This window comes from Alienimonas sp. DA493 (assembly GCF_043951915.1).
Lineage (GTDB): Bacteria > Planctomycetota > Planctomycetia > Planctomycetales > Planctomycetaceae > Alienimonas.
In genome coordinates this window covers 1-14280 of record NZ_JBINJD010000129.1, presented here as the reverse complement: position 1 = coordinate 14280, position 14280 = coordinate 1, and the positions used below count along the sequence as shown (strand labels likewise).

Sequence of the window (14280 nt, the reverse complement as noted above, 5' to 3'; positions counted from 1 at the left end):
CCTCGCTTGCGCTTCGGGCTCACGGAGGTCGCCTCCCGACAGCATGGGATTACTTGAACCGCAGATCCGCCGGGACCGGCAGGTCGTCCAGCGAGCCCAGGCCGAACAAATCGAGGAAGCGGTCGGTCGTGGCGTAGGTCGGTTCGGCCTTCTCCCTGGCGCCCGCCCCGGCTTCGGCGCCGTCGCCCTGGGGCTCCGGTTTGACGATCCGCAGCACGCCCAGGCGGACGAGCCGCCGCAGCGCCCCGCCGGAGGGCTTGTCGCGGGTGCGTTCGACGTCCGCGGCGGTGATCGGCTGGCGGTAGGCGACCACCGAGAGCGTCTCCAGCACGTCCGGCGGCAGCGTGACCTCCCGCGGCCCCAGCCCGTACAGGCGCCGGCGGAGCGGTTCGTACTCCGGCAGCAGACGGAGGTGGTAGCCGTCCTCGCCGGCCCGGGCCCGGTAGGGGCGGCCCTCGAGTTCGTAGCGGCGGTTCAGCTGGGCGACGGCGGCGGCGAGGTCGGCGTCGGTGAAGGTGCTCCGCAGCAGTTTGCTCGCCCGTTCCGCCGTCAGCCCCGCCCCGCCCACGAACAGCGCCGCCTCGACGACCTCCCGCGGCGTGACCCGGGCCGGCGGGTCCGACGCCGGCCGTTCCCCGGGGGCCGCGGCGGCCGCGGCCCCGGGCTCGGCGGCGGGGGCGTCGTCCGGGGCGCCCTCGCCCGGCTCGTCGGTCGTGCGGTCCGCCGTCGGCGGCGGCTCCGGGGCGAGCGTCGGCCCGGCCTCGTCCACCGCCGCCAACGCCCGGCGGTAGGCCGTCTCCAGGTCCTCCCCCTCGCCGAACGACAGCGTGTCGTCGTCAGATTCCTCCCAGTCGTCCGAGCCTGCGGCCTCCCCGTCGCCGCCGGCGGGGAACGGCAGCAGATGCGGATCGTCGGTCGCCGGATCGTCGGCCAAGGGGACGCGGTGCGGGGGAACGGGCGAACGGGGCGTGGGGGGATGTAACCCCGGGGGCGCCCCGCGGGGAACCCGTGAAGACCGCCCGGGCGACGACGGCGCCAGGTCGGTTAGAATGCGGCGTCCCGTGTCCCCGCCCCTGCCCCGCGTCGGGAGTCGCGCCCGTGCTCCCCTACGAAGCCCGCGAGAACCACGCCCGCATGCTGCACGCCGCCGCCCTGGAGAGCGGCTACGACGCCAAGTTCGACGACGGCGATCCGGACTACGTCAACGTGCGGTTCCGCGGGGGCGGGCGGCTCTGGGTGGGGGTGGTCTACTTCCACGATTACGTGGACATGCTCCTGAAGGACCCGGTCAGCGGCACGCTGGTGCCCAAGGCGATGCGGTACAGCCACCCGGACCTGCACGAGGACATGCACGGGTTTCTCCGCACGGAGTTCCCCCGCTTCCTCCCGCCTGAAGCGTGGGGCGACTGAACCGCGGCCGGCCTTGCCGGGGGGACGCCGGGGGAGTTATGCCGGGCGCGTCCCCCCCAGACCGAGCGAGCCCCTCCGTGTACCACTCCCTGCACGCCGGCCGGGGCCTCGCCGCCGCGGGGGTGGTGCTGTTTCATCTCGGGGGGATCTGCGCCGGCGCCCAGTATTTCGGGGCGGACTGGGCGTTGGCCGCCACGGCGCCGGGGAGCGCCGGGGTCGAGTTCTTCTTCGTGCTCAGCGGGTTCGTAATCGCGACGGCCCACACGCGGGACCTCGCCGCCGCGGGCGGGGCGACCCGGACGGCCCTGCGGGAGCGGGCCCGGCGGGCGTGGCTGTTCGCCCGGCGGCGGGTGATCCGGGTGCACGTGCCCTACGTGGCGATGTTCGCCCTGTTCGCGGTCCCCGCCTTCGTCCTGGCCACGCTGCGGCCCGGCTCGATGCCGGAGTCCACCGTGCCGACCGACCCGCTCAAGCTAGTCGCCGCCGCGACCCTCGTCCCGCTGGACCATGACTGGGTCGGCGGGATCGCCGGGCGGGCGGCGCCGGTGCTGGGCGTCGCCTGGACGCTGCAATACGAAGTGTTGTTCTACGCCGCCTTCGGCCTGTGCCTATTGGACCGCCGTCTGATGTGGCCGCTGCTCGCCGGGCTGGGGGCGGTCTGGGCGGCGGGGAAGGCGGGCGTGGCCCTGGACTACCCGCTGGACTTCATCGCCAAGCCGTACACGCCGCTGTTCGCCGCCGGGGCGGGCGTCGCCTGGCTGCGGCCCCGGCTGGCGGCCCGCACCGGGGCCCGGTTCGCCACGTCGCTGATCGTGCTGGGGGCGATTGGGTTCGCCCTGGTCTCCGCGGAGTCGATCGTCGCCGGCGGGATCAAGCGCGGCGGGCCGCTGGGTTACTGGGAGGTGTGGACCCGCGGCGTCGCGTTCGTCGTGCTGACGCTCGGGTTGGTGCTGGCGGAGGACGTCGGCTGGAAGATCGGGCGCTCCCGTCTCTCGCATTGGTTCGGCGACGTCAGCTACGCCTGGTATCTCGGCCACCAGGCGGTGTTCAGCGTGCTGTTCAAAGCGGCGGCGGCCTTCGGCTGGCTCGCCGGGGGACTGAGCGCGATGTTGCCGCTCGCGGCGTTCGCCCTGACGGTGAGCCTCGCCTTTGCGGCGCTGTTCCACCATTACTATGAGAAGCCGGCGGTGGCGTGGTGCCGCAAGCGGTTCCTGCCCCCGCGGACCAAGCCGGTCGCCGCCGAGGGCCTGCGGGTGCACGGGCTGGAGTCCTCCGCCGGCCGCACGCCCCCCGCCCCGGCCGACGCCCCGCCCGGCGATCAGCGGGCCGCGGCGTAGAGCGGGTTTGCATCGAACCCACTGCCGGAGCTTGCGCTCCGGGCTCACCGTCCCCGCAGCGGCTGGCTGCACAGGGCGGCGAAGGTGGCGACGACGCGGGCCGCTTCGGCCTCCGTCGGCGGGAGCATGATGCGGTCCCGGCCGTCCGCCGACGGCGCGAACGCGGTGCGGCCGTCCGCGGCGATCGTCACCCGGCCCGGTTCGGACAGGCGAAAATCTCCCCGGTCCGGCCGCACGGCGTACAGCGCGGCGGCGAGGTCCCACGTCGGCCGGGCGTGCGGCGGGGGGTTGTAGAGCCGGTAGCTTTCCGGCAGCGGGTGGGCGGCGGCGTAGCGGTAGTCCTGCTCGATGCTTTCCGGCGGGTACGGCAGGGCGACGCCGATTTCGTAGCCGCTCCAGACGACCGGCGTCGGCCAGCCCTCGGCCAGGGCGGCGGCCGCGTCGCGGTCCTCGCGGACGTTGTACTCCGGCCCGCCGCCGGCGAAGTCGCCCGCCATCACCACGAGCCGCTTCACCTTCGCCGCGACGAGTTCCCGCCCGGACCGCGGGCTGTGCGCGTCCGGTTCGCTCCGCAGCAACCGGGCGAGGTTCGTGCTGAACCCGACCTGCACGACGCTCACCGAGCCGTCCGCCGCCCCGGCCAACGCCCGCCGCAACACCGGCACGGCGTCGGGAACCTCCGCCGGATCGTGCGACAGGTCGTGCGGGAACCGGCGGGAGCCGTCCGGGTTTTCGGCATCCGCCAACTTCAGGAACCGGCCCTCCGCCGGCGTCGGGCCGTTCAGCACGCGGTCAGTCGAGACCGCCCCGACGGGCACGTCCGGGCGGCCGTAGAAGGTGTTGATCGCGTCCGCGAACGGGGCGGCCAGCGGGTGGGCCTTCGTCGTGGTGACGGCCAGCAGTTCGCACTCGCCCCGGTCCGCCAGGGCGTGCAACATCCCGAGGGCGAGGGCGTCGTCGACGTCGTTGCCGAGGTCCGTGTCGAAGATCACCGGAACCGGCGGCGGCGCGTCGGGCGGGACGGCGGCCGGGACGAACAGGGACACGGCGAGGGCGAGCGTCGTCATCCGGCCCGTTTGACGGAGTCGAGGGAATGATCCGAGGGCGAATCGACCACGGGTTCGTCGCCGGCGCCCTCCGCGGCCGACAGCAGCCGGGGATCCGCGTCGCGGTGCTTCGGACGGAAATACTTGCGGCTCTCCAGCACGCAAACCCGGCGGGGAGCCAGCCGCACGGCGAGGGTCTGCAACTTCTCCTTCCAGCCGATCACCGCGACCGGCCGCTGTTTTTCCATCGCCCGCAGACTGCGGCGGACGACGGTCTCCGGGTCGAGCGCCCGGCGCTTCTGCAACCAGCCCTGCACGCCGGCCACGTCGAAGAACTCCGTCCGCGTCGGTCCCGGGCAGCAGGCGGTCACGGTGACGCCGCGGTCGCGGGCCTCGGCCCACAGCGCCTCGGAGAAGTGCAGCACGTACGCCTTGCTGGCCGCGTAGGCACCCATGTAAGCGACCGGCGTGAACGCGGCGACGCTGGCCACGTTCAGCACCGCCCCGTGACCGCGGGCGAGCATCGGCGGGAGGAACCGATACGTCAGATCGGTCAGGGCCCGGACGTTGAGGTCCACCATCGCCAGGGCGTCGGCCCGATTGGTGTGGGGGACGTCCTCGGCGATGGCGAAGCCGGCGTTGTTAACCAGCAGTTCCACGCCGTGCCCGTCCTCGGCGGCGGCGTCCGCCACGCGAGCGACCTCGCCGGGCTTGGAGAGGTCCGCGGCGATCACCTCGCAGCGGGTGCGGTGTTTGGCGTCCAGTTCCGCGGCGAGGTCCCGCAGCCGGCCCTCCCGCCGGGCGACCAGCACCAGGTGCATCCCCCGAGCCGCCAGCGTACGGGCGTACGCCGCCCCCAACCCGCTGCTGGCGCCGGTGACGAGGGCGCGGCGGTCGGCGTAATCGTCCAGCAAGGGGGCAGCGGGGCGGGAGGGCGCGTCGGGGTTCTAGGCTGGCCCCGACAGAATGCGAACTTCATGCTAACGCCCGGCCCCCCCGCACGGCACCGAACCCGTCCTGCCGCGACGGCCTCTGCGGTTTCGCCGTCCGCACAACCCCGTTCGTTTCCCCGACCGTCCCGTGGAATCCCCGACTCCGCCGGCGCTGACCGTCGCCCAGTGCCGCGACGTCGACCGGGTCTGCCTGGAGGAGTACGGCCTCCCCGGCGCCGTGCTGATGGAAAACGCCTCCCGCGGCTGCGCGGAACTGCTCGCCGGACTCAGTGACGACGATTCGCCGGCCGTGGCGATCGTCTGCGGGAAGGGCAACAACGGCGGGGACGGCTTCGCCCTCGCCCGGCACCTGACGATCCGCGGGGCGACGGTCCACCTGTTCGCCCCGTTTCCCGAGCCCCCGAGCGAAGAGGACGAGCCCGGCGAAGCGGCGATGAACGCCCGCGTCGCCCGCCGCATGGGCCTGCCCTGGACCGACTGGACGGCGCTGGACGAGGCGGATTTGACGAACCGACTGGCGGAGGCGGCGGCCGGCGGCTGGATCGTCGACGCCCTGCTGGGCACCGGCCCCAGCGGCCCCCCGCGGGCGCCGATGGACGCCGCCGTGTGGGCGATCAACGCCGCCCGCACCCGGGGGGCGAAGGCGCTGGCGGTGGACGTCCCCACCGGCTTCGACGCCGACGGCGGCTCGCCGTACGACGCTGATTGCTGCGTCCGGGCCGACGCGACGGCCACCTTCGTCGCCCCCAAGACCGGCTACGCCGCGACCGGGGCGCCGCAGTGGACCGGCGAGGTCCACGTCGTCGACATCGGCGCCCCGCCCACGGCGATCGAGTCAGTGCGCTAGCCGATGCCGGGACTCAAACTCGCCGACCGCATCGCCGACTGTTTGCTCGGCGGGGCGCTGGGCGACGCGCTCGCCGGCCCCTTCGAGAACGGGCCGGCGGGGCAGACCTTTGAGGAGCCGGCGGACCTGTGGCTCTCCGACGACACGCAGTTCACCCTCGCCACCTGCGAGGCCTTGATCGAAACGGACGGGACCGCCGACCCGGAGGCGATCGCCGCGGCCTTCGCCCGCTGGCACCGCGGGCGGCGGTTCCGCGGCGTCGGGGCGAGCACCCTCAAGGCCCTACGGGAGTTGGAGATCGGGGGGCATTGGGCGCTCGTCGGGGCGGCCGGGGAGCGGTCGGCCGGCAATGGCGCCGCGATGCGGGCGGCCCCGCTGGCGTTCGTGCTCGATCCGGACGAGGAGGACGACCGTCGCCTGCTGCGGGACGTCAGCCGCATCACCCATCACCATGAAGAAGCCGTCGCCGGGGCCCTGTTGATCGTGCGGGCCGTGCAGCACGCCGCCGCCGGGCAGCCCCTCGCCGACCTGCCCGCCGCCCTCGCCGATCGTCCGCCGGACTGCCTCTGCCGCGATCGGCTGCGGGCGGCGCGGGGCGAACGCCTGTCGCCGCAGGAGTATGCGGGGCGGTTCGGGGCGAGCGGGTGGGCGGCGGATTCGGTCCCGCTGGCGCTCCTCGCCGCGTCGCGGAGCCGGGAGTTCGTGCAGACGATCGCAGAGGTCGTTGGGTGCGGGGGCGACACGGACACCGTTGCTTCGATGTGCGGGCAGATCCTCGGCGCCGCCCACGGCACGGCGGGGCTTCCCGAGGCGGCGCTGAAACGACTGGAGGCGGCGGACGAGATCCGCGAGACGGCAGCGAGCCTCGCCCGCGTCGCCGCTAACATCCGGCCGTGCACCCCTTCGCCCTCACCCCGCCGGATCTGACCGCGGCGTTGGCGGGGTTGTTGCAGAGCGTGCCGGCTGGGCGGGCGACGACGTTCGGGGACCTCGCCGCGGGGCTGGGGGCGAAGTCCGCGGCGGTGTGGGTCGGAACCGTCTGCCGGCGACCGCCGCCGGCGTGGAGCGAACCCGAGTGGGAGGACGTGCCGACGTGGCGGGCGGTGCGGGCCTCCGGCGAGTGCGTGCTGCCCGGGCAGGCCGAGCGGCTGCGGGCCGAGGGGGCGCCGGTGGAGGGGGAGCGGGTCGACCTGAGCCGCGTCCGCTTCGCAGACTTCCCCCCGGACGGCCCGCTGCACGCCCTCAAGGCGGAGCAGGACGATCTCGCCGAGCGGGTGATCCTCCGGGACGAGCCGGCGCCGGAGGGGTCGTTCGAGGCCGGACCGGTTGGGGCGGTGGACGTCGCCTACCCCGCCCCGCACACGGCCCGGGCGGCGTACGTGGAGATGGCGCCGGACGCCGCGGAGCCGACGTTTTCGCTGGCGGTCGAATCGCCCGTGCGGTTCCCGTACGTCAGCGGGTTCCTCACCTACCGGGAACTGCCGGCGTATGCGGCGCTGATCGAGCGGCTGTGCGACGCCGGCCGGGCGCCGGCGCTGTTGCTGGTGGACGGCAACGGCGTGCTGCACCCCCGCCGCGGCGGGGTGGCCTGCGGCCTCGGCGTGCTGGCGGACGCGCCCACGATCGGCGTCGCCAAGAAGCCGCTCTGCGGCGCCGTGCGGGAGGACGGCCGGATCGAGTTGCACGGCGAACCTGTCGGGGCGAGCGTCGCGAACCCGCACATCAAGCGGGGCAAGCCGGTGTTCGTCTCCCCCGGCCATCGGGTCGGCGTGGAGACGGCGGTGCGAACCGCAACCGCCTGGTTCCGCGACCACCGCCTGCCGGAGCCGCTCTGGCGGGCCGACCGGCTGAGCAAAACGCCCTGAGCCCCGACCGTCAGGGAGGCGGCCGTTCTGTCGGGTCCGCCCGGCTGTTCGTGCCGGAGCGACGCGGAGACGCTACGACAGTCCGCCCGCCGCGGCACGGTCGAGAGCGGCCCGCTCCCTCACGGTCGGGGCTCGGCGGGACCGTCGGCAGAGGCTGGTCAGGGAAGGGACGACGCAGCAGCGAAGAACGCAAATCCCAACACGGATAGCCCGGCGGCCCACCGCCAGCGGCCCCTCCACCAACAGATCGCCGCCGCGATCCACAGCAGCCCACCGGTGGCATTCATTGCTATTCCAGCGGCGAAGACATTGAGCGTCCCCGGCGGCGCGGCGGCAAGATTGATCCGAGACATGATCATCGCCAGCCCCGCCAGCGTTCCCAACAGGCTGAGCCCGCCGAATAGGCCGCACCCGACTGTCGGCAACAGCCGCCAGCGGAACCGCGGCGGGCGGTCCGCCGGGTCCGGCGGGGCGATGACGGCGGGGTCGTCCGGCGCGTCGCTCACGGCCGTAGCCAAATTCCCGCCACGAAAAACGAGAGCCCCAGCAGAGACAGCCCGGCCGCCCAGCCCCAGCGGCCGCGCCACCACAGCGGGGCCGATACCAGCCAGAGCAGCCCGCCGGAGGCGTTCGCGATCGTCTGGGGGAAGGCACGCCGCATAATCAACCGGGCGTCGCCGTCCGGAAGCAGGGATAACGCCACGACCCCCATCACGCCAAAGACCACGAACAGCAGGCCGAACACCCCGCAGCCCGCCGTAGGGATCATCCGCCACCGCAGCCGCGGCGGGCGGTCCGCCGGGTCGGGCGGGGCGATGACGGCGGGGTCGGTCTCCGCCGGTCCGCTCACCGCCGCACGGGGGTGGGCACGACCAGCAGGGGGTTGGCGGTGCGGCGGAGGGTGTCGGCGACGTGGCCTTCGCTCTGGTGGTCGCCGCGCTCCAGCGGCAGAACCACCAGTCGGTCGCCGGGGCCGGCGGTGATGTTGGGGGCGCTCTCCTCCCGGCGGGTTTGCAACTCGTAGCCGAAGCCGCCGGCCTCCGCGGCCTTCGACAGCCCGGCGTGCAGGTTGCCGTACTCCTTCCGCAGCGCCCGGGTCAGCCGCTCGTGGGACACGTCCCCGTCAGGGTCCAGCTCCATCAGGGCGGCTTTGACGTTCTGGTAGAACTCCTCCTCCAACAGCAGTTCGAGGTTCAGGCTCCCGCCGGGGGCGACCAGCCCGGTCGCCCACTCGGCGGCGGGGCGGGCGGCGTCGTTCTCCCCGACGACCATCACCACGATCTTGGCGAAGGGCGAGGCCCCGCCGGCGGCCGGAAACTCGCCGCTGCCCTGCTCCGGGTTGTCCTTGAAATACGGTTTGACCGGGAACGGCCACCGCACGACCAGCAGCGGCACGGGGCATTGGGCCAGCAGCATGTCCGTCGTCAGCCCGGCGGAGTGCGGGCCGACGCTCTCCGGCTCCCGGCCGAACGGGCAGGGCACGATCGCCAGGTCGCAGCCGGTGCGTTCGACGGCGGCGAGGATCTGCTCGTAGCTCTCCCCCTCGCTGCGGGGCAGGGCCTTGGCGTGCAGCTGCGCGGCGACCTCGACGGCTTTGGCGTCCGTGCGGTCGTTCTCGCGGGCGTCGGCGACGAACAGCTCGCTGCCGAATCGGGCCTTCAGGTAGGCCGCCAGCGGGGCCGAGCAGGCGTCCTGCCCGCTGCCGTCCAGCACCAGCAGCGCCCGTCGGGGAGTCGTCGGCCGCACCGGGGCGGCGTCGCCGACGTGGGCCCGGCGGAACAGGTCCATGCTGCGGTCGAGGTTCTGCCCGACGGTGCTTTCGGAGGGATCGAACGAAGACATCGCGGCAGACGGGATCGCGTGACGAACGGGGCCGCACGGCAGAGCGGAAGCCGGCGACGCTACCGGGGCCGATCGACGCCGACAAGGGGGCGCCCGCCCGACCCCGGACCGGCGGGCGGCCGGGCAGTCTGGCAGTTCGGGCGGTGGTCGTTCCGCAACCAGCGGCGGGGACGTTGCGGGTTCGGAACGGCATGTGCAAACGACCCGACGTCTGCCGGGCGCCCGCCCGGCGTATCCCCCCCACTTTCGCTATACAACCGCATCTATTATGCTTTGGGATATTATTTCGTGGGCCGTGTTCGGCCTCGTCGCCGGCGCCATCGCCCGGCTGCTCGTGCCCGGACGGCAGAGCATCGGGTGGATCATGACCATCCTGTTAGGGATTGTCGGGTCGTTCGTGGGCGGGTTTCTGTTCAGCCTGCTCCCGTTCGGCAACGAGCCGGGCTTTCACCCCACGAACCTCATCGGATCCGTCCTCGGCGCCGTCGTCGTGCTGCTGATTTACCTCTCCGTCACGAAGAAGGCCTGAAACGGCCGCCCCGAACGCCATCGGTTCCGAACCCCACCCCACTTTCCCCCCGACGCTCATGCATCGCCGTCTGTTCCTCCCCGCCGTCGCCCTCTCCGCCGCCGGTCTGACCGCCGCCGGGACCCTCGCCGGCCCGACCACCCAGGCCGCCACGGCCTCCGCCGCAAGCCGGACGGTCGCCGAGCCCGTGGTCACCAAGGCCGTCGCCGTGCTGATGCCGGTCGGCGACAGCGGCGTCTCCGGCACGCTGTACTTCGAGCGGGTCGACGACTCCAAGGTGAAGGTCACCGGCGAGGTGAAGGGACTGAAGCCCGGCGAGCACGGCTTCCACGTGCACCAGTTCGGCGACCTGACCGACACGGAAACCGGCAAGAGCGCCGGCGGTCACATGGACGTCGGCGAGCACAAGCACGGCCGGCCCTCCGACGAGGAACGCCACACCGGCGACCTGGGCAACATCACCGCCAACGAGGACGGCGTCGCCAAGGTGAACATCACCGACGAGGTGATCTCCCTGAACGGGGCCCACAGCGTCGTCGGCCGCGGCTTCATCGTGCACGCCGACCCGGACGACTTCGGCCAGCCGACCGGCAACGCCGGCGCCCGCGTGGCGATCGGCGTGATTGGGGTGGCCCAGGACGGCCTGAAATAGTTAGCGTCCGATCCGACGGCCCCCCGCGGGTCCGTGCACCGTCCGGGGACGGCGTCAACCGGGGTCGGGCTCTCAAGGTTTTTTGAGACTCGCAGGTCCCGGACCGGTTGACCCCGCCCCGGACGGTGTTATTCTTCAGTATCGACCTGACGGTTGACACCGACCAGAGGGTCGGCCGCGACAACTGCCCCACCCCCGCCCGTCGCGGTCGGCCCGTCCATCCGAAGCCCGCTCCGCCCCCGCGGAGCGGGCTTCTTGCGTTACGGTCCCCGGACAGTCCCTGCGATCCCGCGCCGCGGCCCCGCCCGATTCGCCGTTCCCCGAACCCGCCTCGGACTGCTACGTCCTCGAGCATGTGGAACGCCCGGCGCCTGCAGTTCGACTTCGCCGCCCGCCCGGCCGTCGCCGCCGCGCCGCCGCGGGCCCTGTTCCTCAACCGCTCCTACCGCCCGGACGCAGAAGCCACCGGTCAACTGCTGACGGAATTGACCGAGGATCTCGCTGCCGGGCGCGAGTCCGACGACGACGGCGGTCGCGTCGACCGCTGGCGGGTGCAGGTGATCTGCGGGCGGCCCAACGCCAACCCGGAGGGGCTGCCGGCGAAGACCGGCACGACGGTCTGGCGCGGGGTAGTCGTCCAGCGCGTCTGGCACACGCGGTTGGCCGGCGGGACGAAGCGTTCGCTGGCGCTGCGGGCGATCGATTACTGCTCCTTTCTGTGCGCGGCGCTGCTGCGGGGGGCGCTGGCGCCGCGGGCGGACGTGGTCGTCGCGGAGACCGACCCGTTCCCGCTGGCGATCGTCGGCCGGCTGCTCGCCTGGCGGCACCGGGCCCGGTTCGTCGTCCACGCCCAGGACATCCACCCGGAGTTGGGCGTGGCCTTGGGCGTGTTGAACGACGGCCCGCTGGTGGGAACCGTCCGCCGGCTGATGCACGCCGCCGTGCGGACCGCCGACGCGGTCGTCACCCTGTCAACGGACATGCGCCGCACCTTCGAACGCATGGGCGTGCCGACCGACCGCATCGCCGTGCTGCCCAACTGGGCCGACGCCGACGCCGTCCGGCCGGTGCGGGTCGGGAACCAGTTCCGGGAGCGGCACGGCCTCGGCGAGGCCGGCCGGCCGGGGGCGAAGTTCGTGGTGATGCACTCCGGCAATATGGGCCGCACGCAGCGGCTCGAGGACGTGCTCGCCGCGGCGGCCCGGCTGGCGGACGACCCTCGCATCCTGTTCCTGCTGGTCGGCGGCGGGGCCGCGGAGGCCGGGCTCAAGGAGGGAGCGACGCGGCTGGGGCTCACCAACCTGCGGTTCCTGCCCTACCAGCCGAAGTCGGAGTTGGGCGAGAGCCTGTCCGCGGCGGACCTGCACCTGGTCTGCACCGACGCCCGCGTGATCCCCTACCTGATGCCCAGCAAGCTGTACGGCGTGCTGGCCGCCGGGGCGCCGGCCCTCTGCGTGGCGCCGGCCGACAGCGAACTGGCCGCGACCGTCACGGGCGACCTGCCGGACGATCCCCGGGCCGAACCCTGCGGCTGGACCTGCGAACCGGACGACGTGACGGCTCTCACGGAGGCGATCGCCGCCGCCGCCGCCCTGCCGACGGAGCGACTCCGTCGACTCGGGGACGCCGGCCGACGGTTGGCGGAGGACCGCTTCAGCCGGGCGGCGGTCACTCCGCGATTCGCCGCCGTCCTGCGGGCGGTGACGGAGGGAACCTCCCCCGCCCGGGCCGCCCGCCCGCTCCTGCCGCCGCCCCCCGACACGCTGCCGCTATGCGAGTCGGGGAAGGACGCCCGAGACGGCGCGGAGCTCCTGCACGAGACCGAACCCCTCCCCGCCCGCCAGGCCGCCTGAGCAGGGCCGGCACGAGTCGGTTCGGCCGCTGCGTCCCCCCTCGCCCCCTTTTGGGGGAGAGGGGTCGGGGGTGAGGGGGCAGCGGCGCTCGACCGTCGTTCACGGTCCGCCACGCTCTCCTGACGGCCGGTCAACGCACAGAGCGAGGGCGGGTGAACCGTGCGTCCCCCTCACCCCCGGCCCCTCTCCCTCCAGGGAGAGGGGGGAAGAACCAGCGAACGCCGATCGGTACGCTCGGGCGGCCTCGCCCCCGTCCGGTTTCGCCGATGTCCGCCGCCCCGCTGCTCGCCGCCCTCCTGCTCGGGTCGGCTCCCGACATGGCGCCGGCGGCACCGGTCAACGTGCTGTGGATCACCTGCGAGGACCTCTCGCCGCGGCTGGGCAGTTACGGGGACGCGCTGGCCCGCACGCCGCACCTGGACCGGCTCGCCGCGGAGGGCACGCGGTACACGCACGCCTTCGGGGTGTACGGGGTCTGCGCGCCGAACCGGTTCGCCCTCGTCACCGGGACCTACCCCACCGGCGCCGGGGCCGGGCCGATGCGCGTGACTAAACGGACCGCCGCCCTGGCGGACGCGACCGACCCCGTGCTGCGGGCGATTCCCACCTGGGAGGCCACCCCGCCGGCGCCGGTGACCTGCTTCCCCGAACTGCTGCGGGCGGCGGGCTATTACTGTACGAACAACGTCAAGCAGGACTACCAGTTCACGCCGCCCGTCACCGTCTGGGACGAGAGCAGCAAGACGGCCCATTGGCGGAACCGCCCCGGCCACGGCACGGCGGGCGCCGTCCCGTTCTTTTCGGTCTTCAACTTCACATCCACCCACGAGAGCAAGCTCCACAAACGCACCAGTCCCGCCGTCACCGACCGGGCCGCCGTCGAAGTTCCCCCCTTTCTGCCGGATACCCCCGCGATGCGGGAGGACCTCGCCCGGCAGTACGACAACCTCGCCGAGTTGGACAAACAGGTCGGCGCCCTGCTGGCCGAACTGGACGCTGACGGACTGCGGGAGAACACCGTGGTGATGTTCTTCTCCGATCACGGCGACGGCCTGCCGCGGCACAAGCGCTGGGTCTACGACAGCGGCCTCCAGGTCCCGCTGATCGTGCGGTTCCCGCAGGGCCACCCGGACCGCGGCGAGCCGGGAACGACGACGGATCGGCTGGTGAGCTTCGTCGATTTCGCCCCCACCGTGCTGAGCCTTGCGGGGATCGAACCGCCGGCGTGGATGCCCGGCCCGGCGTTCCTCGGGGAGCACGCCGGGGAGCCGCGGGAGTACGTGTTCGCGGCCCGGGACCGCATGGACCCGGCGCCGGAGACGATTCGGGCCGCCCGCGGGCCGCGGTTCAAGTACGTCCGCAACCTGCGGCCGGACCTGCCCTACTGGGGCTTCGTCCCCTACCGCGACCGGGCCGCCGGCGCCGCGAAGATCACCGAACTCATTGAGGAGAACGCCCTTGGCCCGGACCAGTGGCAGCTCTCGGGGACCTCCAAGCCGGCGGAGGAGCTGTACGACACGCAGGCCGACCCGCACGAGATCCGCAACCTCGCCGCGGACCCCGCCTACGCCGACGTGCTGACCGACCTGCGGACGGCGACGGAGCGTTGGATGGAACGGACGAACGACTCCGGCACGCTCGACGGGGCGGAACTGATCGCCACCCTCTGGCCGAACGGCGAACAGCCGACGACCGCGACGCCGGTCATCGCGGCGGCGGACGGCCTGATCACGATCCGCTGCGAAACGCTCGGCGCCTCGATCGGCTACAAGCTGCCGGGCGACGCGGCGTGGCGGGTCTACACGGAGCCCTTCCCCGCGGCGGCCGGCGCGACGGTGCGGGCCGTCGCCCACCGCATCGGCTGGAAGCCGAGCCAAAGAGCGACGCTCACGCCCTGACGGGCCGCTCTCCCGCTCGTCCCGGTTCGCCGTGGCCGCTAGGCGGCG

The 14280-nt window shown here is 73.4% G+C and carries 15 protein-coding genes; 9 read left to right on the top strand and 6 right to left on the bottom strand.

Annotation, left to right across the window (positions count from 1 at the left end; translation table 11 throughout):
• Window positions 1-49 precede the first annotated feature (49 nt).
• Window positions 50-934, bottom strand: a complete 885-nt coding sequence (locus ACG2DA_RS17110; protein ID WP_395257015.1) for an SMC-Scp complex subunit ScpB — start codon at window positions 932-934, stop codon at window positions 50-52.
• 164 nt (window positions 935-1098) lie between these two features.
• On the opposite strand from ACG2DA_RS17110, the gene ACG2DA_RS17105 reads away from it, so the two are divergent.
• Complete coding sequence (locus tag ACG2DA_RS17105) at window positions 1099-1410, top strand: hypothetical protein (RefSeq protein ID WP_395257013.1); 312 nt, start codon at window positions 1099-1101, stop codon at window positions 1408-1410.
• Window positions 1411-1487: 77 nt separating this feature from the next.
• A complete protein-coding gene (locus tag ACG2DA_RS17100; RefSeq protein ID WP_395257011.1) occupies window positions 1488-2747 on the top strand; it encodes an acyltransferase family protein in 1260 nt (419 codons plus the stop codon).
• A 44-nt stretch (window positions 2748-2791) separates the two neighbouring features.
• On the opposite strand, the gene ACG2DA_RS17095 is transcribed toward ACG2DA_RS17100, so the two are convergent.
• Window positions 2792-3814, bottom strand: coding sequence for a nucleoside hydrolase (locus tag ACG2DA_RS17095; protein WP_395257009.1), 1023 nt, complete (start codon window positions 3812-3814; stop codon window positions 2792-2794).
• Window positions 3811-4707, bottom strand: a complete 897-nt coding sequence (locus ACG2DA_RS17090) for an SDR family NAD(P)-dependent oxidoreductase (RefSeq protein WP_395257008.1) — start codon at window positions 4705-4707, stop codon at window positions 3811-3813. The genes ACG2DA_RS17095 and ACG2DA_RS17090 overlap by 4 nt, the downstream gene beginning before the upstream one ends.
• A 166-nt stretch (window positions 4708-4873) precedes the next feature.
• Between ACG2DA_RS17090 and ACG2DA_RS17085 the strand changes: the two genes are divergently transcribed.
• Genes ACG2DA_RS17085 through ACG2DA_RS17075 form a run of 3 tightly spaced genes read left to right on the top strand, consistent with a single transcriptional unit; the run spans window position 4874 to window position 7458 of the window.
• Window positions 4874-5593 (top strand): NAD(P)H-hydrate epimerase, encoded by a 720-nt coding sequence (locus ACG2DA_RS17085; protein WP_395257007.1) that lies wholly within the window; start codon window positions 4874-4876, stop codon window positions 5591-5593.
• A 3-nt stretch (window positions 5594-5596) separates the two neighbouring features.
• On the top strand, window positions 5597-6520 hold the full coding sequence (locus tag ACG2DA_RS17080; protein WP_395257006.1) for an ADP-ribosylglycohydrolase family protein: 924 nt from the start codon (window positions 5597-5599) through the stop codon (window positions 6518-6520).
• Entirely contained in the window at window positions 6487-7458 is a 972-nt protein-coding gene (locus ACG2DA_RS17075) for an endonuclease V (RefSeq protein WP_395257005.1), read from the top strand. Before ACG2DA_RS17080 ends, ACG2DA_RS17075 begins: the two co-directional genes overlap by 34 nt.
• A gap of 158 nt (window positions 7459-7616) precedes the next feature.
• Here ACG2DA_RS17075 and ACG2DA_RS17070 read toward each other — a convergent pair whose 3' ends face one another.
• From ACG2DA_RS17070 to ACG2DA_RS17060, 3 genes are read right to left on the bottom strand one after another with little or no spacing between them, the layout of a single operon-like run.
• The gene (locus ACG2DA_RS17070; RefSeq protein ID WP_395257004.1) at window positions 7617-7964 is read right to left on the bottom strand and encodes a hypothetical protein; all 348 of its coding nucleotides are present in this window, start codon (window positions 7962-7964) and stop codon (window positions 7617-7619) included.
• Window positions 7961-8308, bottom strand: a complete 348-nt coding sequence (locus tag ACG2DA_RS17065; RefSeq protein WP_395257003.1) for a hypothetical protein — start codon at window positions 8306-8308, stop codon at window positions 7961-7963. Before ACG2DA_RS17065 ends, ACG2DA_RS17070 begins: the two co-directional genes overlap by 4 nt.
• Complete coding sequence (locus ACG2DA_RS17060) at window positions 8305-9300, bottom strand: hypothetical protein (protein ID WP_395257002.1); 996 nt, start codon at window positions 9298-9300, stop codon at window positions 8305-8307. Before ACG2DA_RS17060 ends, ACG2DA_RS17065 begins: the two co-directional genes overlap by 4 nt.
• Before the next feature lie 268 nt (window positions 9301-9568).
• Between ACG2DA_RS17060 and ACG2DA_RS17055 the strand changes: the two genes are divergently transcribed.
• From ACG2DA_RS17055 to ACG2DA_RS17040, 4 genes are all read left to right on the top strand, one after another.
• On the top strand, window positions 9569-9829 hold the full coding sequence (locus tag ACG2DA_RS17055) for a GlsB/YeaQ/YmgE family stress response membrane protein (RefSeq protein ID WP_395257001.1): 261 nt from the start codon (window positions 9569-9571) through the stop codon (window positions 9827-9829).
• A 58-nt stretch (window positions 9830-9887) separates the two neighbouring features.
• On the top strand, window positions 9888-10481 hold the full coding sequence (locus ACG2DA_RS17050; protein ID WP_395257000.1) for a superoxide dismutase family protein: 594 nt from the start codon (window positions 9888-9890) through the stop codon (window positions 10479-10481).
• A 353-nt stretch (window positions 10482-10834) separates the two neighbouring features.
• Window positions 10835-12334 carry a glycosyltransferase family 4 protein gene (locus ACG2DA_RS17045; protein WP_395256999.1) on the top strand — a complete coding sequence of 500 codons (1500 nt, stop codon included), beginning with the start codon at window positions 10835-10837 and terminating at the stop codon, window positions 12332-12334.
• Between the two features lie 266 nt (window positions 12335-12600).
• The gene (locus tag ACG2DA_RS17040) at window positions 12601-14232 is read left to right on the top strand and encodes a sulfatase (RefSeq protein WP_395256998.1); all 1632 of its coding nucleotides are present in this window, start codon (window positions 12601-12603) and stop codon (window positions 14230-14232) included.
• The last annotated feature ends 48 nt before the right edge of the window (window positions 14233-14280 follow it).